The following is a 26,863-nucleotide window of genomic DNA, read 5'->3' on the forward strand; positions in this document are numbered from 1 at the left end:
CCGTCGACACATGGCACAACCTGACATAACTCTAACCCTCTAGTTGAGGGTGAAGGTTCAGGGCTGACAGATCGAGAGGCATCGACGTGGCAACTCCGCAGAACTACCTGGCAGTGATCAAGGTGGTCGGCATCGGCGGCGGTGGCGTGAACGCCGTCAACCGGATGATCGAGGTCGGCCTCAAGGGCGTCGAGTTCATCGCCATCAACACCGACGCGCAGGCCCTGCTGATGTCGGACGCCGACGTCAAGCTCGACGTCGGCCGCGAGCTCACGCGCGGGCTCGGTGCCGGCGCCGACCCCGAGGTCGGCAAGAAGGCCGCCGAGGACCACGCCGAGGAGATCGAGGACGTCCTGCGCGGCGCCGACATGGTCTTCGTGACGGCGGGCGAGGGCGGCGGTACCGGCACGGGCGGCGCGCCCGTCGTCGCGCGCATCGCACGCTCGCTCGGTGCGCTGACCGTCGGCGTCGTGACGCGACCCTTCACGTTCGAGGGTCGCCGCCGCTCCGTGCAGGCGGACCAGGGCATCGAGAACCTGCGCAACGAGGTCGACACCCTCATCGTCATCCCCAACGACCGGCTGCTGTCGATGTCGGACCGCAACGTCAGCGCCCTGCAGGCGTTCCACCAGGCCGACCAGGTGCTGCTGTCCGGTGTCCAGGGCATCACGGACCTCATCACCACGCCGGGCCTCATCAACCTCGACTTCGCCGACGTCAAGTCGGTCATGCAGGGAGCGGGCAGCGCTCTCATGGGCATCGGCTCCGCGCGCGGCGAGGACCGCGCCGTCCAGGCGGCCGAGCTGGCGATCTCCTCGCCCCTGCTCGAGGCGAGCATCGACGGTGCGCACGGCGTGCTCCTGTCCATCCAGGGCGGCTCCGACCTCGGTCTCTTCGAGATCAACGAGGCCGCACGTCTCGTCCACGAGGCGGCCCACACCGAGGCGAACATCATCTTCGGCGCCGTGATCGACGACGCGCTCGGGGACGAGGTCCGGGTCACGGTCATCGCAGCCGGGTTCGACGGCGGTGCGCCCCAGGTCCGCGGCGACGGTCGCGGGCTGGGCCAGGTCGCGGGCTCCACCCAGCGTCCGGCGACGAGCGCGATCCCGGCCGTCCCGGGCGCGCGTCAGGTGCCCCCGGCGCCGGCGCCCACGACCGGTGCGCACACCCTGCCTCGCCCGGTGGTCCCCATCGCGACCGAGGGCGACGACGTGCCCGTCACCCTCGACGGCGGGAGCGGACCCGTGCCGGTGCAGCCCGTCGCCGCCACCCCGACGTTCACGGTCGTCGGGTCCGAGCAGGCCGCGAACCACAACGCCGACCCCGCGGCGGGGCGCCAGAACCCGTCCGTCGAGGTGCCCCCGCGCATCTACGACGAGGAGCCCGCGCGTCGCAAGGTGGAAGAGCTCGACGTGCCCGACTTCCTCAAGTGACGACCGACCGGCTCCCCGTGCTCGAGGTCGACCTCGGGCCCGGGGTCCGGGCGGGCTTCACGACCCGGGCGGGCGGGGTGTCCCCGTCTCCCTGGGACAGCCTCAACCTCGGTCTGGGCGTGCACGACGACGCGGCGCGGGTGCGGGCGAACCGGCGCCGGGCCTCGACGTGGCTGGGGCGGTCGGTGCGGTTCTCGACGCAGGTGCACGGGACCGAGGTCGTGGTGCTCGACCGCGAGCCCGCCGACGGCGGACCGGGCGACGCCGACCCGGTGGACACCGTCGGGGACGCGGACGCGCTCGTCGCGACGGGGGCGTCCGCCGTGGGGCTCGGCGTGCTGGTCGCCGACTGCGTGCCCGTCCTCCTCGCGGACGCGGGGTCCGGCGTCGTCGCGACGGCGCACGCCGGACGGCGCGGGCTCGCGGACGGAGTCGTGCCTGCCGTCCTCCGGTCGATGGCCGCCGCGGGGGCGGACCTGCGGAGCGTGCGGGCCGCCGTCGGTCCTGCGGTCTGCGGGGCGTGCTACGAGGTGCCGGCCACGATGCGCGACGAGGTCGCGGTCGCACGACCGGCGACCTGGTCCACCACCTCGTGGGGGACGGCGGCGCTCGATCTTCCCGCGGGGGTCGCGGCCGACCTCGAGGCGGCCGGGGTCGCGTCGGTCGAGCGCACGCACGTCTGCACCGTGGAGGACGACCGCTGGTTCTCCCATCGCCGGGCGACGCGCTCGGGAGCGACGACGGGACGGTTCGCCGGGCTCGTGGCGCTGGCTCCCGCCTGAGCGGCGGCGACGGCCGCCGTGCCCGCAGCCGACTGCCCGACCGCGCCGGACGGTGCCCGAGCGAGCCCGAGCGGGCCGTTCCGAGGTTCACCCGTCCCGGGCGTGTCGCGCCCGGGCGTCGCCAGGTGCTCGGTTAGCGTGGGTGCACCGGTCGGGCGGCCGGTGTCCGACGGTACGAGTTGAGGACGGAGCAAGGCCCATGGCGGGAGCGCTGCGCAAGACCATGCTGTATCTGGGCCTCGCGGATGATCGCGGCGAGGACGAGCGGGACGAGTACGTCGACGAGTACGACGAGACGGGGGCGGACGTGCCACAGGACTACCAGGCCCAGGTGACGCCGTTGCACCGTTCGCTCGGTCCGCGGGAGGTGCCGCAGACCAGCATGTCGGCCGCCGAGCTGCGCCGGATCACCACCGTGCACCCGCGTTCGTACAACGACGCGCGCGTGATCGGCGAGGCGTTCCGCGGCGGGACGCCGGTCATCATGAACCTGTCCGACATGGACGACGCCGACGCCAAGCGCCTCGTCGACTTCTCCGCCGGGCTGATCTTCGGGCTGCACGGGGCGATCGAGCGCGTCACGAACAAGGTCTTCCTGCTCTCGCCGGAGCACGTGGAGATCACCGGCGAGGAGCAGGCCGCCCCGCCGCCGGACACGCGTGCGGGCTTCTACAACCAGAGCTGACCCGGCGCGGCGCGGGTCGCGCGGACCGGAACCGGCGCGACGTCTGGCACAGTTGTCCCCGTGATCGTGGACCTCGTGACCGGCATCCTCGGGTTCGTCCTGTGGCTCTATCTCATCCTCCTCATCGGGCGCCTCATCTTCGACTGGGTGCAGGTGTTCGCACGGGAGTGGCGACCCAAGGGGGCCGTGCTCGTGCTCGCCGAGGTGATCTACACCGCGACGGACCCTCCGCTGCGTCTCCTGCGGCGCCTGATCCCGCCGCTCACGCTGGGGCAGATCCGGCTCGACCTGGGCTTCGTGGTGCTGTTCCTCGCCGTGACGATCGCCCTGCAGGTGGTCCAGGGCATCTGAGACGCACGTCACGCGCTCTAGCCCCTGCACCGCCCGCGGGGGCGCGACCGTACGTCCGGTTCGCCCCTGCTCGTGCCGTTCGCTCGGCGCGCGAGCGCGGCCGTGGTCCGGGCTCCGGACGGCAAACTCCGCTACGTTGGATCCTGGCGATCGCGAGGTCGCCCGGACCGAGACGCTAACGCTGATGAGGTGAACCGATGGCACTGCTCACTGCAGAGGACATCCTGAACAAGAAGTTCGCGGCCACGAAGTTCCGCGAGGGGTACGACGTCGAAGAGGTCGACGACTTCTTGGACGAGGTGGTGAGGACGCTCAACTCCGTGCAGGAGGAGAACGAGGACCTCAAGTCCAAGCTCGCCGCCGCGGAGCGTCGCGTCGCCGAGCTGAGCCGGGCCGACGCGTCCTCCGCAGCAGCGGCCCCCGCGCCCGTCGAGGCGCCGAAGCCGGCACCGGAGCCCGAGCCCGCTCCCGCTGCCCCCATCTCGCAGGCCGTCGTCACGAAGAACGCGGCAGAGCCCGAGTCGGCGACCGGGATGCTCCAGCTGGCCCAGAAGCTGCACGACGACTACGTGCGCTCGGGGCAGGAAGAGGGCGACCGGCTCATCGCCGAGGCGAAGGAGGAGGGCACGCGCATCGTGCGCGAGGCCGAGGAGACCTCGCACCGCACGCTCTCCCAGCTCGAGCAGGAGCGCTCGCTGCTCGAGCGCAAGATCGACGAGCTCCGCCTCTTCGAGCGCGACTACCGCACGCGCCTCAAGAGCTACCTCCAGAACCTCCTCGGGGACCTGGACAACCGGGGCAGCGCCCTCCCGCCGCGCAGCAACGTCGGTGGGTCCGGTCGCGCGAGCGACCTCGCGTCCGGCATCTAGCCCCAGCGTCGACCGTCCGGCAGCGGCCGGTACGCACGCGCACCGCGATCCCTCCCTCCCGGGGGACGGCGTGGTGTGTTGTGCGTGCCGGCCGCTGCGTCTACTCTCGCGTGACTCGATCCAGGAGGGGCAGATGACCAAGCTCACCACCGCGGCCAGGTCGGCCGTGCGCGAACAGTTCCCGAACCTCGCGAAGGACGTCAAGACCTTCCCCGTGCGCGAGGGCGAGGAGCCGTGGACCCTGCGTGAGGTCGAGGAGCTGGCCTCGGAGCTCCTGGCGGAGAAGGAGCGTCTGGAGAGCGAGCTGGCCCAGGCCGACGAGGCCCTGTCGAACCTCCTGCGGGACTCGGGCGACGGCGCGGGCGACGACCAGGCGGACTCGGGGTCGAGCGCGCTCGAGCGCGAGCAGGAGCTCACCCTCGTCAACAACGTGCGCGACCTGCTCGCCCAGACCACGCACGCTCTCGACCGCATCGCTGCGGGCACCTACGCGACGTGCGAGGCGTCGGGCCTGCCCATCGGCAAGGCGCGGCTCCAGGCCTTCCCGCGCGCCAACCTGTCGGTCGAGGCGAAGCAGCGCGAAGAGCGCCGCTGACGCGCACGGCACGAGCGGGGTCCGCTCGCCGGAGGTCGCGAGGCCCGTCGAGCGACGTGCTCGTGGCAGACTTGCCGCCGATGTCCACCTCCTCGCGCCCCGAACCCCTCGACCCCGTCGAACCGCCGTCGCGTCCCTCGACCCACCGGCCCGACGGCCTCGCGCCTGCCACGCAGGATCCGGCCGAGCCTGGCACTGCCGTCCCGGCGGGTCGGTCGCGCGGACGCCTCGTCGCCTGGACCGTCGGTCTCGCCGTCCTGGTCCTCCTGCTCGACCAGCTCACCAAGTGGTGGGCGGAGTCGACCCTGGAGCTCGGTGACGACCCGGTCCAGCTCGTCGGATCGCTGCTCGGCCTGCGCCTGCTCTACAACCCCGGTGCGGCGCTGTCGATCGCGACCGGCATGACGTGGCTCCTCACGATCGTCGTCGTCTCGGTGGTCGTGGTCATCGTGCGCATGGTCGGCAGGATCGGCTCGCGCGGCTGGGCGATCGCGCTCGGCCTGCTGCTCGGGGGCGCGGTCGGGAACCTGGTCGACCGGATCTTCCGCGATCCCGGTTTCGCGCGCGGGCACGTCGTCGACTTCATCGACTACGCAGGCTTCTTCGTCGGCAACGTCGCGGACATCGCGATCGTCGCGGCCGCCGTGATGATCGTGGTGCTGTCCCTGCTCGGCATCGGCCTCGACGGCACGCGCCAGGGTCGCGACGGCGAGGACTCGACGGACGCCGTCGGGACGACCTCGGTCGAGGACGGTCCGCGGGGCGCCGACGCCACAGAGGGGGAGGCGCGGTGAGCCGGCGCTCGCTCCCCGTCCCCGACGGCCTCGCCGGCGAGCGCGTCGACGCGGGTCTCGCGCGGCTCCTCGGGCTGTCGCGCACGCGTGCCGCCGAGCTCGCCGCCGAGGGCGCGGTGCGTCTCGACGGCCGCGAGGTCGGCAAGTCCGAGCGACTCGTCGCGGGCTCCTGGCTCGAGGTCGACGTGCCCGACGCCGCGCCCGCCACGGTCGAGGTCGTCGCCGAGCCCGTGCCCGGCATGGGCATCGTGCACGACGACGAGGACCTCGTCGTCGTGGACAAGCCGGTCGGCGTCGCCGCACACCCGTCGCCGGGCTGGACCGGCCCGACCGTCGTCGGCGCGCTCGCTGCCGCGGGCTACCGGATCTCGACGTCCGGTGCTGCCGAGCGCCAGGGCATCGTGCACCGCCTGGACGCGGGCACGTCCGGGCTCATGGTCGTCGCGAAGAGCGAGACCGCGTACACCGCGCTCAAGCGCGCCTTCAAGGAGCGCACGGTCGAGAAGGTCTACCACGCGCTCGTGCAGGGTCACCCCGAGCCGACGACCGGGACGATCGACGCGCCCATCGGTCGCCACCCGAGCAGCGACTGGAAGTTCGCGGTGACCGCCGAGGGCAAGCCCTCGGTCACCCACTACGAGGTGCTCGAGATGCTCCCGGCGGCGTCGCTCGTGGAGGTGCACCTCGAGACGGGTCGCACGCACCAGATCCGCGTGCACTTCTCCGCGCTGCGCCACCCGTGCGTCGGCGACCTGACCTACGGCGCCGACCCGGTCCTCGCGTCGCGCGTGGACCTCAGCCGGCAGTGGCTGCACGCGATGCGGCTCGGCTTCGAGCACCCGGGCACCGGGCAGTGGCTCGAGCTCGCGTCGCAGTACCCGGACGACCTCGCGCACGCGCTCGACGTCCTGCGTGGGGCGTACGCGTGAGCGCCTCCGTACCCGACCCGCGCGCCGCGCGGCTCGTCGTGGAGCGGGTGCACGACGACGCCGGGCTGGCCGCCGCGCACGCCCTGCGGCTCGCCGTGTTCGTCGACGAGCAGCAGGTGCCCGCCGAGGAGGAGATCGACGACCTCGACACGGCTCCCACGACGACGCACGTGCTCGCGCGGGACACGCAGCAGGGCGGTGCCGTCGTCGGCACGGGGCGACTGCTCACCGACCCGGCGCACCCGGGAGAGACGCACATCGGTCGCGTCGCCGTCGCGGCGTCGGCTCGCGGGACCGGCGCGGGCGCCGCGGTGATGCGTGCCCTGGAGGAGATCGCCCTCGCCGAGCACGCCGTCGCAGGGCCGGACGGTCGCCCGACGGTACGCGTCGAGCTCTCCGCGCAGGTCCAGGCGATCGGCTTCTACGAGCGCCTCGGCTACACCGTCTCGGGTCCCGTCTACCTCGACGCGGGCATCGACCACCGGGACGCCGTGAAGACCCTTGCGTCCTGACGGACGTCGCCGCCGACCGGGCGCACCGGCGGGAACCGGTGCTGACGACGTCCGTCGCGGCGACGGGAGGGCGCCTTGAGCGACGTCTGGCCCCTCGTGCACGGCGAACGCGCGGCGTTGATCCGCGACCTCGAAGGTCTCGACGACAGGCAGTAGGACGAGCCCTCGCTCTGTGCGGGCTGGAGCGTGCACGACGTCGTCGCCCATCGGGCCGTGGTGCCGGCGTTGCGCCACCAGGCGCGCACACGGGCCTCCCTCGGCGGTGCCGAGGAGCTGGTGTCCCGAGTCCGGCTCGTGGCGACGGCCGCCGACGTCGCCCTGGGCGACGGCCCGGAGGTGCGAGGGCCCGTGCTCGACCTGCTGCTGGTCGCCTGCGGGCGGCCGGCCGGCCGGGATCTCGACGGGCCCGGGCTCCACCACGTGTGAGACGCCGCACGGTCCGGTGTGAGACGCCGCACGGTCCGCCGGAGGTGCGCCGGAGCGTCGGAGGCCCCGCCTAGGATCGACGCATGCCGACCGCTACCGAGGACTTCGTCCACCTCCACGTCCACACCGAGTACTCGATGCTCGACGGCGCGGCGCGGATCGGGGACCTGTTCGACGAGGTCGAGCGGCTCGGGCAGAAGGCCATCGCGACGACGGACCACGGCTACGTGTTCGGTGCGTTCGAGTTCTGGTCGCGGGCACAGGCGAAGGGCATCAAGCCGATCATCGGCGTCGAGGCGTACATCACGCCGGGCACGAGCCGGTTCGACCAGACGCGCGTGCGGTTCGGCGAGAAGGGCCAGGAGTCCGACGACGTCTCGGCGCGCGGCGCGTACACGCACATGACGCTGCTCGCGAAGAACAACGAGGGTCTGCACAACCTCTTCCGCGCGTCGTCGCTCGCCTCGCTCGACGGGCAGATGGGCAAGTGGCCGCGCATGGACCGCGAGCTCCTCCAGCGGTACGGCAAGGGCCTGATCGCGACCAGCGGGTGCCCGTCGGGGGAGATCCAGACGCGACTGCGGCTCGGGCAGTGGGACGAGGCCGTCCGCACCGCCGGCGAGCTGCAGGACGTCTTCGGCCGCGAGAACTTCTACGTCGAGCTCATGGACCACGGGCTCGAGATCGAGACCCGGGTCACCAAGGACCTGCTGCGGCTCGCGGAGACGATCGGCGCACGCATCGTCGGCACGAACGACCTGCACTACGTGCGCGAGGAGGACGCGTCGAGCCAGGAGGCCCTGCTCGCGATCAACTCGGGCTCGACGCTGGACGACCCGGACCGGTTCAAGTTCGACGGCACGGGGTACTACGTGAAGTCGGCTGCCGAGATGCGGCGCGTCTTCGCCGAGCTGCCGGAGGCGTGCGACACGACGCTGCTCATCGCGGAGCAGTGCGAGGTGTCGTTCGACACGAAGGCCAACTACATGCCGCGGTTCCCCGTCCCGGAGGGCGAGGACGAGACGAGCTGGTTCGTCAAGGAGATCGAGCGCGGTCTGCACCGCCGCTACCCGGACGGCATCCCGGACGCGTCGCGCAAGCAGGCGGAGTACGAGACCGAGGTCATCGTCCAGATGGGTTTCCCGGGGTACTTCCTCGTGGTGGCCGACTTCATCAACTGGGCCAAGGAGCAGGGCATCCGCGTCGGGCCGGGGCGTGGGTCGGCAGCGGGGTCGATGGCGTCCTACCTCATGGGCATCACCGAGCTCGACCCGCTCAAGCACGGTCTGATCTTCGAGCGGTTCCTCAACCCCGAGCGCGTGTCGATGCCCGACGTCGACGTCGACTTCGACGAGCGCCGGCGCGGCGAGGTCATCCGGTACGTCACGGAGAAGTACGGCGACGACCGCGTCGCGCAGATCGTCACGTACGGCACGATCAAGGCGAAGCAGGCGCTCAAGGACTCGTCGCGCCTCCTCGGCTTCCCCTTCGCCATGGGGGAGAAGCTCACCAAGGCGATGCCGCCGGCGGTCATGGGCAAGGACATCCCGCTCGCGGGCATCTTCGACCCGAAGCACGAGCGCTACGCGGAGGCGGGCGAGTTCCGCCAGCTCCACGACACCGACCCGGAGGCGCAGCGCGTCGTCGAGCTCGCGCGGGGCATCGAGGGGCTGAAGCGTCAGTGGGGCGTGCACGCCGCAGGCGTCATCATGTCGAGCGACCCGCTCATCGACATCATCCCGATCATGCGCCGTCTCCAGGACGGCGCCGTCATCACGCAGTTCGACTACCCGACGTCCGAGGGCCTCGGCCTCATCAAGATGGACTTCCTCGGGCTGCGGAACCTGACGATCCTCGACGACGCGCTCGAGAACATCGTCATGAACGGCAAGGACCCGATCGAGATCGAGACGCTCGAGCTCGACGACCGCGCCGCGTACGAGCTGCTCGGTCGCGGGGACACGCTGGGCGTGTTCCAGCTCGACGGCGGGCCGATGCGCGCGCTGCTGCGCCAGATGCGCCCTGACAACTTCGAGGACATCTCCGCCGTCATCGCGCTGTACCGCCCTGGCCCGATGGGCATGAACTCGCACACGAACTACGCGCTGCGCAAGAACGGCCTGCAGAAGATCGAGCCCATCCATCCCGAGCTCGCCGAGCCGCTCGCGGAGGTCCTCGACGAGACGTACGGCCTCATCGTGTACCAGGAGCAGGTGCAGAAGGCGGCGCAGGTGCTGGCCGGGTACTCGCTCGGCCAGGCCGACCTGCTGCGTCGCGCGATGGGCAAGAAGAAGAAGGAGATCCTCGACAAGGAGTTCGTGCCCTTCCACGGGGGCATGAAGGAGCGCGGGTACTCCGACAAGGCCATCCAGGCCGTGTGGGACACGCTCGTCCCGTTCGCCGGGTACGCGTTCAACAAGGCGCACTCCGCCGGCTACGGGCTCGTCTCCTACTGGACGGCGTACCTCAAGGCGAACTACCCCACCGAGTACATGGCCGCGCTGCTCACGAGCGTGCGCGACGACAAGGACAAGTCGGCGCTGTACCTCAACGAGTGCCGCCGCATGCACATCACGGTCCTGCCGCCGGACGTCAACTCCTCGGCGGCGAACTTCACGGCAGTCGGGCACGACATCCGCTTCGGCCTCACCGCGGTGCGGAACGTGGGCCGCAACGTCGTCGACGCGATCGTCGCGACGCGCGAGGCGAAGGGCGACTTCACGTCGTTCACCGACTTCCTCGACAAGGTCCCGGCCGTCGTGTGCAACAAGCGCACGATCGAGTCGCTCATCAAGGCCGGAGCCTTCGACTCCCTCGGCCACGCGCGTCGCGCCCTGCTCGTCGTGCACGAGCAGGCCGTGGACTCGGTCATCAGCGTCAAGCGCAAGGAGGCCGAGGGGCAGTTCGACCTGTTCGCCGACCTCGGGGCGCAGGACGACCCGACGATGTCGTTCAGCGTCGACGTGCCCGACCTGCCGGACTGGGACAAGAAGCAGCGCCTCGCGTTCGAGCGCGAGATGCTCGGTCTCTACGTGTCCGACCACCCGCTCTCCGGGCTCGAGCACGTGCTCACGCGCGCGGCGGACACGGGGATCGCGGCGCTCATCGCGGACGAGGGGCGCCCGGACGGGTCGACGGTCACCGTCGCGGGTCTCATCACGTCGCTCCAGCGCAAGATGAGCAAGAACGGCAACCCGTGGGCGGCCGTGACCATCGAGGACCTCGAGGGCGCGGTCGAGGTGATGTTCTTCGGCGAGACGTACCTCGCGTACTCGACGATCCTCGCCGAGGACCAGGTGGTCGTCCTCCGTGGTCGCGTGCGGCGCCGCGACGACACGATGCAGCTCCAGGCGATGGAGGTCTCCCTCACGGACGTGTCCGTGGGAGCGGAGTCGCCGGTCGCGGTCCGTGTGCCGCACACGCGGTGCGTCGAGCCGGTCATCACCCGGCTGCGCGAGGTGCTCGCGACGCACCCGGGCTCCGCGGAGGTCCACGTGCAGGTGCTCGAGCCGGGCAAGACGACGGTCGTGCGCGCGGGGGACGCCCTGCGCGTCGAGAGGTCGCCCGCGCTGTTCGGTGACCTCAAGGCCCTGCTCGGCCCGTCGTGCCTCGTGGGCTGACCCCGTGCCGAAGCCGCGTGACCCGGACCTGCGTCACGACCTGCGTATGAGGTCGTGGGACGACGGGACGGCCGACCACCGGTTCCGTGTGGTGCCCGCGGCGTACGTGCTGTTCCGCCGGGCCGGGGAGCTGCTGCTGCAGCTCCGGGAGGGGACCGGTTACCGGGACGGGCACTGGGCGGCGGCCGCGGCGGGCCATGTCGAGCCCGGTGAGTCCGTCGTCGAGGCGGCGGTGCGCGAGGCGCACGAGGAGCTCGGCGTCACGGTGGAGCGGTCGGCCCTTCGCCCCGTCTGCACCCTGCACCGCGGGGTCCCGGCGGGTCCCGCGCTCGAGCAACGCGTCGACTTCTTCTTCGAGGTCACCCGCTGGAGCGGTGCGCCGGCGCTCAAGGAGCTCGACAGGGCCTCCGACCTGCGGTGGTTCCCGCTCGACGCCCTGCCCGAGCCGGTCGTGCCGCACGAGCTGCAGGTGATGCGAGCGCTGCGCCACGGAGACGTCCCGCCGATCATGATCTCCGGGTTCGAGGGCTGAGCCGCCAGAGGTCCCCCGACGGCCGTCCCGGCGGCAGTGCGGCGCGGTCCCACTAGGCTCGGTCGCGTGATCCGACTCAACCCCGAGCAGCGCGTCTTCGTCACCGAGCGCCATCTCGCGACGCTCACCACACTGCGTGCGGACGGTTCGCCCCACGTCGTCCCCGTCGCCTTCACCTGGGACCCGGAAGCCGGTGTCGTCCGGATCACCACCAACCGCGCCTCGGTCAAGGCCCGGAACGCGCGGCGGACCGGGCCGGACGGTGCGCCCGCCCGTGCCGCCGTCTGCCAGGTCGACGGCGGACGATGGATGACCCTCGAGGGCACGATCGAGGTCGTCGAGGACGCGGACGAGGTGGCCGACGCCGTCGCCCGGTACGCGCGCCGCTACCGACAGCTCAGCCCCAACCCCGAGCGCGTCGTCCTGCGCCTCACCCCCGACAAGGTGATGGCCTCGACCTACATGGCCTGACCTACAGGCCGGACCTACCGGCCTCGCGCCGGGGGCACGTGCACGCCGTGGTACGCCAGGGCCGCGAGGAGCTCATGGTGCCCGCGCCCGACGCTCCAGTGCACCGCGGGCATCCCGGCGACCCGCGCCGCCTCGACGTTCCTCGCCGTGTCGTCCACGAACAGGATGCTCGACGGCTCCGCGCCGATCCGGCGCGCGGCCTCGACGAAGAAGTCCGTGGAGGGCTTGGCCACGCCCAGGTCGTAGGAGTAGCAGCTCACGTCGAACAGCGCGTCGTAGCCGAGCGTGGTCCGCATGTGGACGCCGCGCTCGCGCTCCTGGTTCGTCCCGAGGTGGACGCCGTAGCCCGCGCTGCGGAGCTGCTCGACGAGCCGGACCGACTCGGCGACGACGTCGATGCGCAGCCACACGGCGCCGTACACGACGTCGGCGGGTGCGGACACGCCGTACGCGGCCAGCGCGTCGGCGAGGAAGGGCAGATAGTCCCCGCCGGTGCCGGCGAGGAACGGCAGCTCGTCGCTCCACGTCGCGTGCAGGAACTCGCGCGAGCGCGCGCCCAGGTAGGGCTCCATCGCGGCGTACCAGCCGCCGGGCACGTCCTGCAGGACGCCGTCGGCGTCGAGCAGCACGTGGCGGACCGTCACGAGCGGGTCAGGCGACGGTCGCGCGCTGCGCGCCCTGCGGGTGGTCGACGGCGACGGTGTCGCCACGGTGGAGCTGGCGGCCCCTGCGGGTCTCGACCTCGTCGTTGACGCGCACCTCGCCGTCCGCGATCAGCTCACGCGCGTCGGCCCCGGAGTCCGCGAGACCGGCGAGCTTGAGGAACTGCCCGAGCCGGATGACGTCGTCGGAGATCTCGACCAGGGTGGCGTGGCGTGCGTCCATGGCGCCTATCGTCCCATCCCGGCGATCGAGGGCACCCACGCCGCACTGCGCGCCCTCCTCGCAACCTCCTCGACTACGACCCCGATCCCCACCCGGCTGAGTCACCTCGGCGTGTCACGTCCTGGTGGCCGAGATCCTCGCCCGTCGCGGGGACTACGACGCTCGCAGCTCCTGATCATCCGTGGACATCCTTCACTCCCCATCGTGCCCGAGGTGTCGATCACGACCGCGGCGCGCACCGTGGGCGCGCGCACGGCGGGCAGGACGATGCCGGGCAGGCGGCGCAGCCGGTGTGCGGGGAGAAGCCGGGCGCCGTCAGCGGGTGGGAAATCCGGGGATGCCGCAGGCGAACCAGGCCTGCGCGGCGTAGGTCTGGCCGATGCGGCCTTCCTTGATGATCGCGGACCCGTTGCCGTCGGCGGCGATGTGGTGCAGGACGCCGTACAGCGTGCCGCCGGGCTGGGTCGGCTGCAGATTCCTGAAGGACCGGCGCTCACCGACGCCCAGGACGAACGACTCGTCGACGCCGATGACGCCGGTCGGCTTCCAGTTCGTCGCGACCACCACACCGACCCGGTGCTCGCAGTTGTTGACGAACGTGATCGACGCCCCCGGGTGGATCGTGATGGGGGCTGTCGCGGCCTGGGCCGGCGGGGCGATCATCAGGGCCGCGGTGAGAGCCGCGACCACCGCCAGGCCGATGCGCTTGCGTCGTGTCTGTGTCGTCACCCCGCGAGCCTACGAAGGACCACGAACCCCGTCGATGGGGACCTGTGTCCATCGACGACCGCAGACGTCAGCAGCCCGCGGCACCCGCCAGCACGATGGCGAGCAACAGCTCGTCAGGCCCGAGTCGCAGCACGGTCGTCCCCCGAGTTCGACCGCGTTCCCGGGCCCGCGGTACGACGCCCGACCCTGCCCGCTGCCTTGATGGCCGGCTGGAGCGCGGCGAGCAGCCCGTCGCGGTGCTCGTCGCTCAGAGCGGTCTCGAACCGACCGTCCGGACGCGACCGGTGGGCGAAACCCTCCCTCCGCATGCGGCGGACACTCCTAGACTCGGGGCATGATCACCCGCATCGATCTCCGAGGCCGCACCTTGTCCGCGCGCGAGCTCGTCGCCACCCTGCCCCGCGCAGAGCTCGGTGTCGAGGACGCCGCACATCGTGTGGCCCCGATCATCGAGGCGGTCCGCACCCGGGGCGCCGAGGCGCTGCGCGAGTACGCGGAGCGGTTCGACGGTGTGCGTCCTGAGCACCTGCGGGTACCGGCGACGGCGCTCTCGACGGCGCTCGCCGACCTCGACCCGACCGTCCGGGACGGCCTCGAGGAGGCGATCCGCCGCGTGCGGCAGGTCCACGCCGCGCAGCGGCCCCAGGACTTCACGGTGCAGCTCGCCCCCGGGGCCCAGGTGCGCCAGCGCTGGGTGCCGGTGCAGCGGGTCGGTCTGTACGCGCCGGGTGGGCTCGCCGTCTACCCGTCGTCGGTCGTCATGAACGTCGTCGCGGCGCAGGAGGCCGGCGTGCCGAGCCTGGCCGTCGCGTCCCCGCCGCAGAAGGACAACGGCGGGCTGCCGCACCCGACGATCCTGGCCGCGTGCGCGCTGCTCGGCGTCGACGAGGTGTACGGCGTCGGTGGTGCGCAGGCGGTCGCGATGTTCGCCTACGGCGCCGCGGGCAGCGAACCGCAGGACGGCGACGTGCTGTGCGAACCCGTCGACGTCGTCACCGGCCCGGGCAACGTGTTCGTCGCCGCGGCGAAGCGCCTCGTGCGCGGAGTCGTCGGCATCGACTCCGAGGCAGGTCCCACCGAGATCGCGATCCTGGCGGACGGCTCCGCCGACCCGGGGCACGTCGCGGTGGACCTCATCAGCCAGGCCGAGCACGACCCGTCGGCCGCGGCCGTGCTCGTCACGCCGTCGGTCGAGCTCGCGGCGGCGGTCGAGTCCCGGCTCAAGGACCTCGTGCCGTCGACCAAGCACGCGCAGAGGGTCGCGCAGGCGCTCGCGGGCCCGCAGTCGGCGGTCGTCCTCGTCGACGACCTCGAGCAGGGCCTGCAGGTCGTGGACGCCTACGGCGCCGAGCACCTCGAGATCCAGACGGACGACGCCGCCGTCCTGGCCGAGCGCGTGCGCAGCGCGGGCGCGATCTTCGTCGGACCGTGGTCGCCGGTCTCGCTCGGCGACTACATGGCAGGGTCGAACCACGTCCTGCCGACGGGCGGGTGCGCGCACTTCTCGAGCGGTCTGGGCGTGCACAGCTACGTCAAGGCGGTCCAGGTGATCGAGTACGACCGGGACGCGCTGGAGGTCGTGGCCGACCGCATCGTCGCCGTCGCGAACGACGAGGACCTGCCCGCGCACGGCGAGGCCGTGCGCGCGCGCTTCCTCTGATCGACGGCGCGTGCCCACGGACGGACACCAGGTGCGCCGGGCGCGTCCAGCGGACGCCCCGGCGCTCGTCGGGCTGCGCGTCGAGCTGATGCGGGCCATGGGGGAGGCCGACGCCGACGGGCCGGCATGGCAGGACCGCGCGCTGACGTGGTTCCGCGACGCCCTCGCCGAGGACGACGCGGCGGCGTTCGTCGTGGACGAGGACGGCGTCGTGGTCGCCGGCGCGCTCGTGACCCTCGGCCGCGGGGCACCGTCGGCCCGCAACCCTCGCGGGCTCACGGCCCACCTCTCCAACGTGTGCACGCTGCCGCCGGCGCGAGGACGCGGCCACGGGCGCGCGTGCGTCGAGGCCGCGATCGCCTGGGCGCGCGAGGCGGGCGTCGACTCGGTCTCGCTGCACGCGACGCCCGACGGCGAGGAGCTGTACCGCTCGCTCGGCTTCGTCGACGCGACGTACACCGAGCTGCGCCTGCGGTGGTGAGGTTCCCGTCGACGGGCCGACCCGTCGGTCGTCGTGCTCGGGCTGACCCGGCCGACCGTCGTGCTGGTGACGCTGCGCCCGATCCTCCTCAGCGCACGCCGAGAACGAACGGGTAGACCGCCGCGGCCCCGGCCTGACGGAGCAGGCGCGCCGCGACGGTGAGGGTCCAGCCGGACTCGGTCCAGTCGTCGACGAGGAGGACGCGCCTCCCGGCGAGGCCGGCGAGCGCGGCGGGGGACAGCTCCAGCTGGAGCCGGCCCGCGACGCCGGACAGGCGCGTCGCGGAGTTCACGTCGTGGCGGCCGGGCTCCTCACGACCCGGCACCGGCCCGATCGCCCCGATGAGCGGACGCCCGAGGTACGCGGCGAGGCCGGTCGCCAGGTGATGGGTCAGCACGGGTCGCGTCACCGACCGGACCGCGACGACGCCGTCGACGAGGAGGGGACGGGCCGACGCCGCGCCGGCTGCCGCGTCGCTCGCTCCGTCGCCGGGTCCGGCGCTCCCCGCGGCACCGGCAGACCCGTCGCCGCTCGTACCTCCGCCGTCCTCGGACGGGGAGGCGGGGCCGTCCTGCGACGGCGCTCGCAGCGCGTCCCACTCGTCGAGCACGCGGGCGGCCGCGCGGCGCAGCGGGACGGGGGTCTCGCCGTCGGGCGCCCCCGGAGCGAACAGCTCGCGGAGCGGTGCGGACCAGCCGAGGCCGTCGAGGCGCGCCACCGCGCGCCCGGGCTCGGCCTGCTCCTGGGCGGGGATGCGGCCTCGGACGTCGAGCCCGAGGCGATCCATCCCGCTCGGCCACTGCCGGCGCGCGACGACCTCGACGCCGGGGCGGTCCATGTCGGCGCGGGCCGCCGCGACCGTCTCCGCGTCCGGCAGGGCGGGCAGCGTGACGCCGTCGCACCGGTCGCACCGACCGCACTCCCAGCCCGCCTCGAGCTCGGGGTCGTCGAGCGCCGCACGCAGGAAGGCCATGCGGCACCCCGTCGTGGCCTCGTAGTCGAGCATCGCGCGCTGCTCCGCCGTGCGCGTCTCCTCGACGCGCGCGTACCGCTCGGCGTCGTACTCCCAGGGCGCCCCGGTCGACTCCCAGCCGCCCTTGACGCGGCGTACCGCGCCGTCGACGTCGAGCACCTTGAGCATCCCCTCCAGGCGCGACCGCTTGAGGTCCACCTGGGTCTCGAGCTGCGCGACGGACTGTGTGCCGCCGCCGTCGAGCGCCGCGAGGGTCGTCCGGACCTGGGCCTGCGGCGGGAAGGCCGTCGACGCGAACCACTCCCAGATGCGACGGTCCTCCTCGCCGGGCAGCAGGACGACGACCGCCGAGTCCACTCCACGGCCGGCTCGACCGACCTGCTGGTAGTACGCGATCGGCGAGCTCGGGGCACCGAGGTGCACGACGAACGCGAGGTCGGGCTTGTCGAAGCCCATGCCGAGCGCCGACGTCGCGACGAGCGCCTTGACCCGGTTCTCCTTGAGGTCCTCCTCGAGCCGCTCGCGCTCCGCCGGGTCCGTCTGCCCGGTGTACGCGGCGACGGCGAGTCCCGCCGACCGGAGCTGGCTGGCGACCTGCTCGGCGGCGGACACGGTGAGGCAGTAGACGATCCCGGACCCGTCGATGTCCTGCAGCGCCTCGGTGAGCCATGCGACCCGCGACGGCTGGTCGGGCAGCGGGAGCACCGCGAGGTGCAGCGACTCGCGGTCGAGACCGCCGCGCAGCACGAGGACCTCGTCGGACGTCCCCGGCCCGCTCGGGGCCGCGGCGGCGTCCGCGTGCACGCCGAGCTGCTCCGCGACGTCGGCCGTGACGCGCGCGTTGGCCGTGGCGGTCGTCGCGAGGACGGGGATGCCGCTGGGCAGGTCGGCGAGGAGGGTGCGGATGCGGCGGTAGTCGGGCCGAAAGTCGTGGCCCCAGTCGGAGATGCAGTGCGCCTCGTCGACCACGACGAGACCCGCGTCGGCCGCGAGGCGCGGCAGCACCTCGTCGCGGAAGCCCGGGTTGTTGAGCCGCTCGGGCGAGCACAGCAGGACGTCGACCTGGCCCGCCTCGATCGCGGCGTGCACGTCGTCCCACTCGGTGACGTTCGACGAGTTGATGGTCACCGCGCGGATGCCCGCCCGAGCCGCCGCGGCGACCTGGTCGCGCATGAGCGCGAGCAGCGGCGAGACGATGACGGTCGGCCCGGCGCCGCGTTCGCGCAGGAGCTTCGTCGCGACGAAGTACACCGCCGACTTGCCCCACCCGGTGCGCTGCACGACGAGCGCGCGGCGTCGGAACGCCACGAGGGCCTCGATCGCGCGCCACTGGTCGTCGCGCAGTCGTGCGTCGTCGCGTCCCACGAGCGCTCGCAGGGCCGTCTCCGCGTCCTCGCGCAGCGACTCCCCGTCCAGCAGACCGCGGAGCATCGCGAGCTTCGCGCGGCGCGCCGCTTCGCCGTCCGCGGCTCCGGCGGCGGGGGAGCGGGGCGCCGTCGGAAGCTCTGCCGCGGGCGCCACCGACGGCGGTCCCGAGACCGGCGCGGGCGTCGGCGCCGACGCGTCCACCTGCCCTGGCGCCCCGTCCGTCCCGGGGCCGACGGCGGCCTGTGCTGCGGGCTCGGACCACGGCGCGTCGTACGGGTCGTCGAGCGGCGGCTCGTCGGCCGGGTCGAAGGGCAGGTCCGCGTACGGGTCGGTGGAGCTCACCCGCCCGATCGTAGGCGCACCCACCCATGTGCAGGCCCCTCGTCCCCAGGCGGGTGTGCAGAGCGGCTGCGAGCGCGGGTGCCGCACGGGTTGCAGCACGGGTGCGGCTCCGGTCCTGTGGGCGACGCTCCGCGGTGACGCTCGGCCGTCCGAGACCGGTGGCGGTCCCGTCAGGAGCGCATGTCCATGACCACGCGACCGTCGATGCCGCCGGCCTCCATCTCGTCGAAGATCGCGTTGATCTCGTCGAGCGGGCGCACGGTGTACGTCGGGCTCACCTTGCCGCGGGCGAAGAAGTCGATCGCCTCGGCCATGTCCTTGCGCGTGCCGACGATCGACCCGCGGACCGTCAGGCCGAGCAGCACCGTCGTGAAGATGTCGAGCGGGAACTTCTCCGGCGGGAGCCCCACGAGCGAGACGGTCCCTCCGCGGCGCAGCGCACCGACCGCCTGCGGGAAGGCGTGCGCGTTGACGGCCGTGACGAGCGCGCCGTGCACCCCGCCGCCCGTCTGCCGCTGGATCTCCGCCGCGACGTCGGGCGACGTGGCGGCGTCGACCGTGACCTCGGCGCCGTGCCTGCGCGCGAGGGCGAGCTTCGCCTCGTCGACGTCGACGGCGGCCACCCGGCGGCCCATCGCCACGGCGTACTGGACCGCGATGTGCCCCAGACCGCCGATGCCCGAGACCAGGACCCACTCGCCCGGCTTGGTGTCGGTGACCTTCAGGCCCTTGTAGACGGTGACGCCCGCGCACAGGATCGGGCCGACGGCGGACTCGTCGACGCCGTCGGGCACGACGGGGCAGTAGCGGGCGTCGACGAGCATGTACTGCCCGAAGGACCCGTCGACGGAGTACCCGCCGTTCTTCTGGGCCGGGCACAGGGTCTCCCAGCCCGTCTCGCAGTACTCGCACTCGCCGCACGCGCTCCACAGCCATGCGTTGCCGACGAGGTCGCCGACCCGCACGCGCGTCACCTGGTCCCCGACCGCGACCACGTGCCCGACCCCCTCGTGCCCGGGCACGAACGGCGGAGCGGGCTTCACGGGCCAGTCGCCGTGCGCGGCGTGGAGGTCGGTGTGGCACACGCCCGTGTAGTCCACCTCGACGAGCGCCTCGTGCGGTCCGGGGGTCGGCACCTCCACCTCGTCGATCGAGAGCGGGCGGGCGAAGTCGTGGACGACGGCGGCGCGCATGGTGGTCATCGCGATCTCCTCCGGTGGATCGGGGACGATGAGGGTCTCTCGCTCTCGACGCTACGCGCACGGACCGACCGGCGTACCGCCCCCGGCACGACCGAGGACTCATGCCGTCGCGGTCCGGGACCTTCGTCTCTCCACGACCAGGGCCAGCGTCCCGGCGACGACCGCGACCCACTCCGCCACCGCGGCGAGCACCTGCTGCGTCCCGCGCACCGTCTCGTCGACGCCGAAGAACCCGACCGTCGTCGACAGGTAGAACGCCGCGAGGGTGAGCGCCCCGAAGCCGACCGCGCCCAGCAGCGGCAGCCAGTGCCGCCACACGAGCACGAGGATGCCCAGGACGAGTCCCGCGACCGCGTTGAGCAGGAAGAGCGGCCCCACGACCTCGATGTCGGCGTACCCCTCGACGTACAGGACGAGGTGGACGTCGGCCGACAGCAGCAGCCCGGCGGCCGTCAGGCCTCGGAGCACCCACGCGCCGCGGGCGCGCGGCCCGGGCGACGGGGGACCAGGAGGTCCGGTGAACGTCATCGTGGCTCCGTCCGGTGGACGAGCGAGGGTGCCGGGTTGGGCGTGCGGGCCGACGAGACGGTCGGCCCGTGCCCGGGGGCGGGCCTGCGCCCCCGGTGCTTCAATTGAAGCGCCGTCCTGCGTGCAGCGCTCGTCGGACGGCGCTCGTCGGACGGCGCTCGTCGTGCGGTGCCTGCCGGACGACGCCTGCGGGGTCGACGACGTCCCCTCCCGGTACACCGCTGCGACGGAGGCCATCATGGACGGACCGCACCGCGACGAGGGGATCGTCGACCGGCACGCGCCCACCCGGCGAGCGGTCCTCGCCGGCTCCGGCTCGAGCGCGGCCCTGCTGCTCCTGGCAGCGTGCGGCGGCGGGGCGCCGTCGGGCACGGGTGACCGGTCCGGGACGGCCGGCGAGGGTGCCGGGGCCGTGGCACCGGGCGAGGTCCTCGCGCGGGCCGACGACGTCCCGGTGGGCGGTGCGCTGAGCGTCACGGTCGGCGGTGCGCAGCTCCTCGTGACGCAGCCCGAGGAGGGGACGTTCGCCGCGTTCAGCGCGATCTGCACGCACCAGGCCTGCACCGTCGCCCCGGGCGACGGGGAGCTGCTCTGCCCGTGCCACGCGTCCCGGTACGACCTCGCGACCGGGGCGGTCCTCGGGGGCCCGGCGCCCGAGCCGCTCCCCGAGGTGCCCGTCACGGTCGCGTCGGGCGAGGTGACGTCGGCCTGACGCCTCGGCAGCGCACGGTGCGAGGACGGTGACCGCGTTCCGGACGTCGACGTCGTGGAGCGGCGGTCGGTTCGTAGACTGTGGAGGTGACCCCACCCACCGTCGCCGGGACCTCCGGGCTGCCGCTGCGCCCCGAGCTCGCGGGCATCGAGCCGTACGGCGCGCCGCAGCTCGACGTGCCCGTCCTCCTCAACGTCAACGAGAACCCGCACGCGCCGGGTCCGGCCGTCGTCGCGACGATCACCGAGAACGTGCGGGCCGCTGCCGCCGGCCTCAACCGGTACCCCGACCGCGACTTCCACGCGCTGCGTACCGACCTCGCGGCCTACCTCGGGACGGAGTCGGGCGTGCACCGCGAGCCCGAGCAGCTGTGGGCGGCCAACGGGTCCAACGAGATCATGCTCCACGTCCTGCAGGCCTTCGGCGGGCCCGGGCGCACCGCGGTCTCGTTCGCGCCGACCTACTCGATGTACCCGGAGTACGCGCGCGACACGCACACCGCCTGGGTCGTCGGGCGCAGGGCCGAGGACTTCTCGCTCGACCCCGAGCACGCGCGTGACGTGATCGCCCGGGAGCAGCCGTCCGTCGTCCTGCTCGCGAGCCCCAACAACCCGACGGGCACCGCGCTGCCCGCCGCGACGGTCGAGGCCGTGTGCGAGGCGGCGCTCGCCGTCCGCGTGCCGACGGGCGACGGCGAGGCACCCGCGGTCGTCGTCGTCGACGAGGCGTACGGGGAGTTCCGGCGCGCGGGCACGCCGTCCGCGCTCGAGCTGCTCGACCGCCACCCGAACCTCGCGGTCACGCGCACGATGTCCAAGGCTTTCGCGCTCGCCGGGGCTCGCGTGGGATATCTCACGGCGTCGCGCGAGCTCGTCGACGCGCTGCGCGTCGTGCGGCTGCCGTACCACCTGTCGGCCGTCACGCAGGCCGTCGCGCGGGGCGCGCTCGCGCACGCGGACGAGCTCCTGGCCCAGGTCGACGCGCTGCGCGCCGAGCGCGACGCGACCGTCGCGTGGCTCCGCTCGCTGCGCCACCCGGACGGGCGCGCGCTCGAGGTCGCCGACTCCGACGCGAACTTCGTGCTCTTCGGCACGTTCCCCGACCGGCACGCGGTCTGGGCCGGCCTGTTGGAGCGCGGCGTGCTCATCCGGGAGACTGGGCCGGACGGATGGCTGCGGGTGTCGATCGGCACCCGCGACGAGATGCGGGCGTTCCGCGACGCCCTCGTGGAGGTGGCAGGACTGTGAGTCGTACAGGGCGCATCGAGCGCGCGACGAGCGAGTCGAGCGTGCTCGTCGAGCTCGACCTCGACGGGACGGGACGGACGCAGATCTCGACGACCGTCCCGTTCTACGACCACATGCTCACCGCGCTGGGCAAGCACTCGCTCATCGACCTCACGGTCGAGGCGACGGGCGACACCCACATCGACGCGCACCACACGGTCGAGGACGTCGCGATCGCCCTCGGCGAGGCGCTGCGCGTCGCGCTCGGCGACAAGAGCGGCATCTCGCGCTTCGGCGACGCGACGGTCCCGCTCGACGAGGCGCTCGCCCTCGCGGTGGTGGACGTGTCGGGCCGCCCGTACCTCGTGCACTCGGGCGAGCCCGAGGGGCAGGAGTACCACCTGATCGGCGGCCACTTCACGGGTTCGCTCACGCGGCACGTGCTCGAGTCGATCGCGCACCACGCGGGCATCTGCCTCCACGTGCGCGTCCTCGCCGGCCGCGACCCGCACCACATCGTGGAGGCCCAGTTCAAGGCCCTCGCCCGCGCGCTGCGCGCCGCCGTCGCGCCCGACCCGCGCGTCGACGGCATCCCGTCGACCAAGGGAGCCCTGTGAGCACCGACCCGACCCCCGGCGTGCCGGACGACGACCTCGCCCGCGGCGACGCCCTCGAGGGCCTTGAGATCCCGGACGACCTGTCCTCGCTGACCGGCGGGTCGAGCCCGGATCTCGTCGCGCTCGTCACGCAGATCGCGGGCGCCGAGCCGCTCGCGGCGGCGTGCTCGCTCGCCCAGGTCGAGGCCGACGTCGTCGCGACGGACGTGGGCGCCGTCGCGGTGCTCCGGGACCGGACCGGTGACGCTCCCGCGCTCGCGGCGGCTGCGCTGTCGACGCTCGTCAAGGGCGTCCCGCTCATCCTCGTCGAGCGCCGGGGCGAGCAGCTCACGATGACGCGCTGGAGCGACGGTGCGGTCGGCGACGCCCTCGCCCCGGGGCTCGTGCTGGGCGGTGCCCCCGAGGCGCTCGAGGACCTTCTCACGGGTTCGAGCACGGTCACGGACCTCGACGGCGTCGTCGCGAGCTCGTCCATCTCGCGGTGGAAGGCGATGCGCCTGCTGACCGCCGCCGGTCGTCGGGCGCGCAAGAAGTGAGCGCCGTGAGCGCAGGGCTGGTGACGGGCCGCCGGCCGTCGGTGGTCGTCCTCGACTACGGGTTCGGCAACGTGCGTTCCGCGGTGCGTGCCCTCGAGCGGGTCGGCGCGGACGTCGAGCTCACCGCGGACCGCGCCCGCGCGCAGGACGCCGACGGGCTCGTCGTACCCGGCGTCGGGGCGTTCGCCGCCGTCATGCAGGGCCTGAGGGCGGTGCGCGGGCACGAGATCGTCGGGCGCCGGCTCGCCGGCGGGCGGCCGGTCCTCGGCATCTGCGTCGGCATGCAGGTGATGTTCGAGCAGGGGGACGAGCACGGCACGCTGGCCGACGGTCTGGGGGAGTGGCCCGGGCTCGTCGACCGCCTCGAGGCGGAGATCGTCCCGCACATGGGCTGGGACACCGTCGACGCACCGGAGGGCACCGTCCTCTTCGACGGCATCCAGGACGAGCGCTTCTACTTCGTGCACTCCTACGCGGCGCGCTCCTTCCCGCTCGGCGACGACGTGCCCTCCGGGTCATCGATCCGGCGCCCGCTCGTCACGTGGTCCGACCACGGGGGACGGTTCGTCGCCGCCGTCGAGAACGGCCCGCTGTCCGCGACCCAGTTCCACCCGGAGAAGTCCGGCGACGCGGGCGCGGCCCTGCTGGAGAACTGGGTCCGTACGCTCTGACGCGACGTCCGGTGCACGGACGGCGGAACCCGCCGCCCGTCCCCGGGACCGTCCGACCACCCGGCGCGGGAGCCCGCGCCACGACCGATGGAGAACCTCGTGACCGACCGCCTCGTGCTGCTCCCCGCCGTCGACGTCGCCGACGGCCAGGCCGTCCGCCTCGTCCAGGGCGAGGCGGGCTCCGAGACCTCGTACGGCGACCCGCTCGCCGCCGCTCTCGACTGGCAGTCCGGAGGCGCGGAGTGGATCCACCTCGTCGACCTCGACGCGGCGTTCGGGCGAGGGTCGAACGCGGAGCTCCTCGCCGACGTCGTCGGCCGCCTCGACGTCCAGGTGGAGCTGTCGGGCGGGATCCGCGACGACGCGTCGCTCGAGCGCGCGCTCGCCACGGGCGCGCGTCGCGTGAACCTCGGCACCGCGGCGCTGGAGAACCCCGGGTGGACGGCGAAGGTCATCGCCGAGCACGGCGACGCGATCGCCGTCGGTCTCGACGTGCGCGGCACGACGCTCGCCGCGCGCGGCTGGACCGAGGAGGGGGGCGACCTCTGGGAGGTCCTCGACCGCCTCGAGGCCGCAGGATGCGCGCGCTACGTCGTGACCGACGTGACGAAGGACGGGACGCTGCGCGGACCGAACCTCGAGCTCCTGCGCGACGTCGCCTCGCGCACCGACGCCCCGGTCGTCGCCTCGGGCGGCATCTCGAGCCTCGCGGACCTCGAGGCGCTGCGCGCGCTCGTCCCGGCCGGCATCGAGGGCACCATCGTCGGCAAGGCGCTGTACGCCGGGGCGTTCACGCTGCCGCAGGCGCTCGACGTCGCGGGCCGGCCGTGACCGTGGGCGACGGCACCCACGGCCACCCTCCGGACCGTCCGGAGGCCGACGCCTCCGTCGACGCGGCGTCGGGCACCGGGAAGGCGCTGCCGCCGTCCTCCGGCTTCTCGGGCGACGACGGCTCGGCCGACCCGGAGCTCACCGCGACGCTCGCCGCTCACGCGGGCGGCTCGGCGACGGTCGCCCAGGTCGTGCACCGGCTCGCGAGCACGCGCGTCCTCGTGCCGATCCTCGCCGAGCTCGAGTCGTCGGCCGAGGGGGAGAACGGCCACACCGTCGACAAGGAGGCGTCGGCGGGCGTCGTCGCGCTCCAGGCGCCGGACGGCCGCCGCGCCCTGCCGGTGTTCACGTCGGTCGCGTCCATGGCGGCCTGGCGCACGGACGCGCGTCCGGTGCCCGTGGACGCGCGCCGCGCGGCGCTGTCCGCCGTGAGCGAGGACTGGGCGCTGCTGGTCGTCGACCCCGCGGGCCCCGTCACCGTGCTCGTGCCGCGGCCGGCGGTCTGGGCGCTCGCGCAGGGCAAGGAGTGGGAGCCCGCCGTGGCCGACGGCGTCGTGGCGCCCGCGGTGCAGGACGCCGTCGCGTCCGCCGTCGACGGCGTGCCGCACGTGGCGCGCGCGTGGGCGGAGCCCGGACGGCGTGCCGAGGTCGCGGTCGTCCTGCGGATCGACGCAGGGCTCGACCGTGCCGGCCTCGACGCGGTGCTCGCCCAGGTCAACGCCGCGCTCGCGGGGAACGACGTCGTGTCGGCGCGCGTGGACGGCCTCGAGCTGCGGATCGGCCGGGCGGACTGAGCGTCCCGGCCGGCCCGGACGGACGGCGTCAGCCCCGGCGGAACCGGCCGATCGCCCAGGCGAGCGACGCAGCCACCCCGACGACGGCGAGGACGGCCTGTCCGCCGAGCACGACGCGGTTGACGTCGACCGCGGGCTGCCAGCGCACGCCCGCGTCGTCGACCACGTACACGCCGGTGGCCTTGACCCGGACGCCGAACCCGCCACCGCCGCCCGATCCCTCGCCGCCGGCGTCACCGCCGGCGTTGCCGGAGCCGGGGCCGTCGGACGGCTTGCCGGAGGGCTCGGGCGCCTCGGACGGCGCCGCCGACCTCCCGATGTGGAACGGCCAGTCGGCCGCCCCCTTGCCGGACAGCTCGCCGGAGCCGGAGCCCCAGCCGGACCCGGTGCCGCCCCAGACCGTGGCCACGGGGATGACGAGCGTGGAACCGCGCTCGTACGCCTCCCCGTAGACACGGCGGACGGTGAGGGTGTCGCGTGCAGCCTGCGTGATGTGCGCCGGGTCGACGGCGGGTGCGTCGCCGGGGCTCGCGTTCGTTGCCATGCGGCCGAGACTAGACCTCCGGGGCGTGTCGCGCGCGGCTCAGCCCGAGCACTCTTCCGCGGCGCTGAACGAGGACTCGTCGGCGAGGAGCTCGCGCAGCGTGCTCACCGGCACGAGCAGGCTCTTGTCGGTCGAGGTCTTCGCGTAGACGACGCCGATGACCTCGCCCGCGTCGTTGAGCGCTGCGGACCCGGAGCTCCCGGGCTCGACCGGCGCGTCGGTGACGAGCACCTCGCCGAGGTTCTCGTGCAGCGGGTCGGTCGTCGTCCCGATCACGGAGCCCTCGGTGACCGTGAGCCGGCCGCCCTCCGGGTACCCCACGACGGTCACCGGGTCGCCGGGCGCCGGGTCGGCGGCGGCGAGCGTCGGAGCGGACGGCAGGTCCTCGGCGGTGCGGACGATCGCGAGATCGGCGAGCCCGGCGGTGCTCGCGGTCTGGGCGGCGATGTCCCGACCGTCGTAGGTGAGCAGCTGGAGCGAGCGCGACGAGTCCACGACGTGCTTGTTCGTCACGAGCGTGCGGGCGTCGAGCGCGAACCCGGAACCCGTCGAGAGGCCCTCGCAGCCGACGTTGCGGATCCGCACGGCCATCCGCCGCACCGTGTCCGAGCCGTCGGGGGAGAGGACCTCCGACCCGGCGGGCTCGCCCGGCGCGGCGAACGACGGGACGACGCTCTGCGGCACCGGGTCGGGCAGCTCCGGCAGGATGCCGCACCCGGCGACGACGGATGCCACGAGGACGGTCGCGACGAGCGCGCCCGG

At 73.5% G+C, this 26,863-nt stretch carries 30 protein-coding genes; 22 read left to right on the plus strand and 8 right to left on the minus strand.

Features of this window, described 5'->3' with window-relative positions; genetic code table 11:
- The first annotated feature begins 86 nt into the window (after window positions 1-86).
- From ftsZ to NFS20_RS05525, 13 genes are all read left to right on the plus strand, one after another.
- Window positions 87-1,436: a cell division protein FtsZ gene (gene ftsZ, locus NFS20_RS05465; RefSeq protein WP_251150748.1), complete on the plus strand. Its 1,350-nt coding sequence runs from the start codon at window positions 87-89 to the stop codon at window positions 1,434-1,436.
- Window positions 1,433-2,218, plus strand: a complete 786-nt coding sequence (locus NFS20_RS05470; RefSeq protein ID WP_251150749.1) for a purine nucleoside phosphorylase YfiH/LACC1 family protein — start codon at window positions 1,433-1,435, stop codon at window positions 2,216-2,218. Before ftsZ ends, NFS20_RS05470 begins: the two co-directional genes overlap by 4 nt.
- A 199-nt stretch (window positions 2,219-2,417) precedes the next feature.
- Window positions 2,418-2,903 carry a cell division protein SepF gene (locus NFS20_RS05475; RefSeq protein WP_251150750.1) on the plus strand — a complete coding sequence of 162 codons (486 nt, stop codon included), beginning with the start codon at window positions 2,418-2,420 and terminating at the stop codon, window positions 2,901-2,903.
- 66 nt (window positions 2,904-2,969) lie between these two features.
- On the plus strand, window positions 2,970-3,254 hold the full coding sequence (locus tag NFS20_RS05480; RefSeq protein ID WP_251151220.1) for a YggT family protein: 285 nt from the start codon (window positions 2,970-2,972) through the stop codon (window positions 3,252-3,254).
- A gap of 197 nt (window positions 3,255-3,451) precedes the next feature.
- Complete coding sequence (locus NFS20_RS05485; protein WP_251150751.1) at window positions 3,452-4,123, plus strand: DivIVA domain-containing protein; 672 nt, start codon at window positions 3,452-3,454, stop codon at window positions 4,121-4,123.
- 133 nt (window positions 4,124-4,256) lie between these two features.
- A complete protein-coding gene (locus tag NFS20_RS05490) occupies window positions 4,257-4,718 on the plus strand; it encodes a TraR/DksA family transcriptional regulator (protein WP_251150752.1) in 462 nt (153 codons plus the stop codon).
- Between the two features lie 80 nt (window positions 4,719-4,798).
- Window positions 4,799-5,512 carry a signal peptidase II gene (locus NFS20_RS05495; RefSeq protein WP_251150753.1) on the plus strand — a complete coding sequence of 238 codons (714 nt, stop codon included), beginning with the start codon at window positions 4,799-4,801 and terminating at the stop codon, window positions 5,510-5,512.
- Window positions 5,509-6,441 (plus strand): RluA family pseudouridine synthase, encoded by a 933-nt coding sequence (locus tag NFS20_RS05500; protein WP_251150754.1) that lies wholly within the window; start codon window positions 5,509-5,511, stop codon window positions 6,439-6,441. The genes NFS20_RS05495 and NFS20_RS05500 overlap by 4 nt, the downstream gene beginning before the upstream one ends.
- A complete protein-coding gene (locus NFS20_RS05505; RefSeq protein WP_251150755.1) occupies window positions 6,438-6,953 on the plus strand; it encodes a GNAT family N-acetyltransferase in 516 nt (171 codons plus the stop codon). Before NFS20_RS05500 ends, NFS20_RS05505 begins: the two co-directional genes overlap by 4 nt.
- Before the next feature lie 186 nt (window positions 6,954-7,139).
- Window positions 7,140-7,379, plus strand: coding sequence for a hypothetical protein (locus NFS20_RS05510; RefSeq protein ID WP_353050421.1), 240 nt, complete (start codon window positions 7,140-7,142; stop codon window positions 7,377-7,379).
- A gap of 83 nt (window positions 7,380-7,462) precedes the next feature.
- The gene (gene dnaE / locus NFS20_RS05515; RefSeq protein WP_251150756.1) at window positions 7,463-10,999 is read left to right on the plus strand and encodes a DNA polymerase III subunit alpha; all 3,537 of its coding nucleotides are present in this window, start codon (window positions 7,463-7,465) and stop codon (window positions 10,997-10,999) included.
- Between the two features lie 46 nt (window positions 11,000-11,045).
- Window positions 11,046-11,531, plus strand: coding sequence for an NUDIX hydrolase (locus tag NFS20_RS05520; RefSeq protein ID WP_251150757.1), 486 nt, complete (start codon window positions 11,046-11,048; stop codon window positions 11,529-11,531).
- Window positions 11,532-11,597: 66 nt separating this feature from the next.
- Complete coding sequence (locus tag NFS20_RS05525) at window positions 11,598-12,002, plus strand: pyridoxamine 5'-phosphate oxidase family protein (RefSeq protein WP_251150758.1); 405 nt, start codon at window positions 11,598-11,600, stop codon at window positions 12,000-12,002.
- 14 nt (window positions 12,003-12,016) lie between these two features.
- Here NFS20_RS05525 and NFS20_RS05530 read toward each other — a convergent pair whose 3' ends face one another.
- From NFS20_RS05530 to NFS20_RS05540, 3 genes are all read right to left on the minus strand, one after another.
- Window positions 12,017-12,631, minus strand: a complete 615-nt coding sequence (locus NFS20_RS05530) for an HAD family hydrolase (RefSeq protein ID WP_251150759.1) — start codon at window positions 12,629-12,631, stop codon at window positions 12,017-12,019.
- Window positions 12,632-12,653: 22 nt separating this feature from the next.
- Window positions 12,654-12,887, minus strand: coding sequence for an RNA-binding S4 domain-containing protein (locus NFS20_RS05535; RefSeq protein WP_251150760.1), 234 nt, complete (start codon window positions 12,885-12,887; stop codon window positions 12,654-12,656).
- Between the two features lie 315 nt (window positions 12,888-13,202).
- Window positions 13,203-13,616, minus strand: coding sequence for a hypothetical protein (locus NFS20_RS05540; RefSeq protein ID WP_251150761.1), 414 nt, complete (start codon window positions 13,614-13,616; stop codon window positions 13,203-13,205).
- A gap of 334 nt (window positions 13,617-13,950) precedes the next feature.
- Here NFS20_RS05540 and hisD point away from each other — a divergent pair, with 334 nt between their 5' ends.
- Both hisD and NFS20_RS05550 read left to right on the plus strand, forming a co-directional pair.
- Window positions 13,951-15,276, plus strand: a complete 1,326-nt coding sequence (gene hisD, locus NFS20_RS05545) for a histidinol dehydrogenase (protein ID WP_251150762.1) — start codon at window positions 13,951-13,953, stop codon at window positions 15,274-15,276.
- Between the two features lie 10 nt (window positions 15,277-15,286).
- A complete protein-coding gene (locus NFS20_RS05550) occupies window positions 15,287-15,757 on the plus strand; it encodes a GNAT family N-acetyltransferase (protein WP_251150763.1) in 471 nt (156 codons plus the stop codon).
- A gap of 88 nt (window positions 15,758-15,845) precedes the next feature.
- On the opposite strand, the gene NFS20_RS05555 is transcribed toward NFS20_RS05550, so the two are convergent.
- From NFS20_RS05555 to NFS20_RS05565, 3 genes are all read right to left on the minus strand, one after another.
- The gene (locus NFS20_RS05555; RefSeq protein ID WP_251151221.1) at window positions 15,846-18,161 is read right to left on the minus strand and encodes a RecQ family ATP-dependent DNA helicase; all 2,316 of its coding nucleotides are present in this window, start codon (window positions 18,159-18,161) and stop codon (window positions 15,846-15,848) included.
- Between the two features lie 449 nt (window positions 18,162-18,610).
- Complete coding sequence (adhP, locus tag NFS20_RS05560; RefSeq protein WP_251150764.1) at window positions 18,611-19,642, minus strand: alcohol dehydrogenase AdhP; 1,032 nt, start codon at window positions 19,640-19,642, stop codon at window positions 18,611-18,613.
- Between the two features lie 99 nt (window positions 19,643-19,741).
- The gene (locus NFS20_RS05565; RefSeq protein WP_251150765.1) at window positions 19,742-20,170 is read right to left on the minus strand and encodes a hypothetical protein; all 429 of its coding nucleotides are present in this window, start codon (window positions 20,168-20,170) and stop codon (window positions 19,742-19,744) included.
- A 238-nt stretch (window positions 20,171-20,408) separates the two neighbouring features.
- Between NFS20_RS05565 and NFS20_RS05570 the strand changes: the two genes are divergently transcribed.
- From NFS20_RS05570 to NFS20_RS05600, 7 genes are all read left to right on the plus strand, one after another.
- Complete coding sequence (locus NFS20_RS05570; RefSeq protein WP_251150766.1) at window positions 20,409-20,882, plus strand: Rieske (2Fe-2S) protein; 474 nt, start codon at window positions 20,409-20,411, stop codon at window positions 20,880-20,882.
- 86 nt (window positions 20,883-20,968) lie between these two features.
- Window positions 20,969-22,129 carry a histidinol-phosphate transaminase gene (locus NFS20_RS05575; RefSeq protein WP_251150767.1) on the plus strand — a complete coding sequence of 387 codons (1,161 nt, stop codon included), beginning with the start codon at window positions 20,969-20,971 and terminating at the stop codon, window positions 22,127-22,129.
- Complete coding sequence (gene hisB / locus NFS20_RS05580) at window positions 22,126-22,725, plus strand: imidazoleglycerol-phosphate dehydratase HisB (RefSeq protein ID WP_251150768.1); 600 nt, start codon at window positions 22,126-22,128, stop codon at window positions 22,723-22,725. The genes NFS20_RS05575 and hisB overlap by 4 nt, the downstream gene beginning before the upstream one ends.
- Entirely contained in the window at window positions 22,722-23,261 is a 540-nt protein-coding gene (locus NFS20_RS05585; RefSeq protein ID WP_251150769.1) for a hypothetical protein, read from the plus strand. The genes hisB and NFS20_RS05585 overlap by 4 nt, the downstream gene beginning before the upstream one ends.
- The gene (gene hisH, locus NFS20_RS05590; protein ID WP_502800783.1) at window positions 23,258-23,932 is read left to right on the plus strand and encodes an imidazole glycerol phosphate synthase subunit HisH; all 675 of its coding nucleotides are present in this window, start codon (window positions 23,258-23,260) and stop codon (window positions 23,930-23,932) included. Before NFS20_RS05585 ends, hisH begins: the two co-directional genes overlap by 4 nt.
- A gap of 99 nt (window positions 23,933-24,031) precedes the next feature.
- Window positions 24,032-24,763: a bifunctional 1-(5-phosphoribosyl)-5-((5-phosphoribosylamino)methylideneamino)imidazole-4-carboxamide isomerase/phosphoribosylanthranilate isomerase PriA gene (priA, locus tag NFS20_RS05595; RefSeq protein WP_251150771.1), complete on the plus strand. Its 732-nt coding sequence runs from the start codon at window positions 24,032-24,034 to the stop codon at window positions 24,761-24,763.
- A gap of 2 nt (window positions 24,764-24,765) precedes the next feature.
- A complete protein-coding gene (locus tag NFS20_RS05600; RefSeq protein WP_502800794.1) occupies window positions 24,766-25,557 on the plus strand; it encodes an SseB family protein in 792 nt (263 codons plus the stop codon).
- A 28-nt stretch (window positions 25,558-25,585) separates the two neighbouring features.
- Here NFS20_RS05600 and NFS20_RS05605 read toward each other — a convergent pair whose 3' ends face one another.
- The gene (locus NFS20_RS05605; protein ID WP_251150772.1) at window positions 25,586-26,101 is read right to left on the minus strand and encodes a hypothetical protein; all 516 of its coding nucleotides are present in this window, start codon (window positions 26,099-26,101) and stop codon (window positions 25,586-25,588) included.
- A 39-nt stretch (window positions 26,102-26,140) separates the two neighbouring features.
- The gene (locus NFS20_RS05610) at window positions 26,141-26,836 is read right to left on the minus strand and encodes a S1C family serine protease (protein WP_251150773.1); all 696 of its coding nucleotides are present in this window, start codon (window positions 26,834-26,836) and stop codon (window positions 26,141-26,143) included.
- Window positions 26,837-26,863: the final 27 nt, after the last annotated feature.

It is taken from the genome of Cellulosimicrobium sp. Marseille-Q4280, from assembly GCF_943181405.1.
In the GTDB taxonomy this organism is placed as follows: Bacteria; Actinomycetota; Actinomycetes; order Actinomycetales; family Cellulomonadaceae; genus Cellulosimicrobium.

Excerpts from the sequence above, each read along its gene's own strand:
- NFS20_RS05475 (WP_251150750.1), top strand. The coding sequence starts at position 2,418 with ATGGCGGGAGCGCTGCGCAAGACCATGCTGTATCTGGGCCTCGCGGAT.
- NFS20_RS05485 (WP_251150751.1), top strand. The coding sequence starts at position 3,452 with ATGGCACTGCTCACTGCAGAGGACATCCTGAACAAGAAGTTCGCGGCC.
- NFS20_RS05490 (WP_251150752.1), top strand. The coding sequence starts at position 4,257 with ATGACCAAGCTCACCACCGCGGCCAGGTCGGCCGTGCGCGAACAGTTC.
- NFS20_RS05495 (WP_251150753.1), top strand. The coding sequence starts at position 4,799 with ATGTCCACCTCCTCGCGCCCCGAACCCCTCGACCCCGTCGAACCGCCG.
- dnaE (WP_251150756.1), top strand. The coding sequence starts at position 7,463 with ATGCCGACCGCTACCGAGGACTTCGTCCACCTCCACGTCCACACCGAG.
- NFS20_RS05520 (WP_251150757.1), top strand. The coding sequence starts at position 11,046 with ATGAGGTCGTGGGACGACGGGACGGCCGACCACCGGTTCCGTGTGGTG.
- NFS20_RS05535 (WP_251150760.1), bottom strand. The coding sequence starts at position 12,887 with ATGGACGCACGCCACGCCACCCTGGTCGAGATCTCCGACGACGTCATC.
- hisD (WP_251150762.1), top strand. The coding sequence starts at position 13,951 with ATGATCACCCGCATCGATCTCCGAGGCCGCACCTTGTCCGCGCGCGAG.
- NFS20_RS05555 (WP_251151221.1), bottom strand. The coding sequence starts at position 18,161 with ATGCTCCGCGGTCTGCTGGACGGGGAGTCGCTGCGCGAGGACGCGGAG.
- adhP (WP_251150764.1), bottom strand. The coding sequence starts at position 19,642 with ATGACCACCATGCGCGCCGCCGTCGTCCACGACTTCGCCCGCCCGCTC.
- NFS20_RS05565 (WP_251150765.1), bottom strand. The coding sequence starts at position 20,170 with ATGACGTTCACCGGACCTCCTGGTCCCCCGTCGCCCGGGCCGCGCGCC.
- NFS20_RS05570 (WP_251150766.1), top strand. The coding sequence starts at position 20,409 with ATGGACGGACCGCACCGCGACGAGGGGATCGTCGACCGGCACGCGCCC.
- NFS20_RS05605 (WP_251150772.1), bottom strand. The coding sequence starts at position 26,101 with ATGGCAACGAACGCGAGCCCCGGCGACGCACCCGCCGTCGACCCGGCG.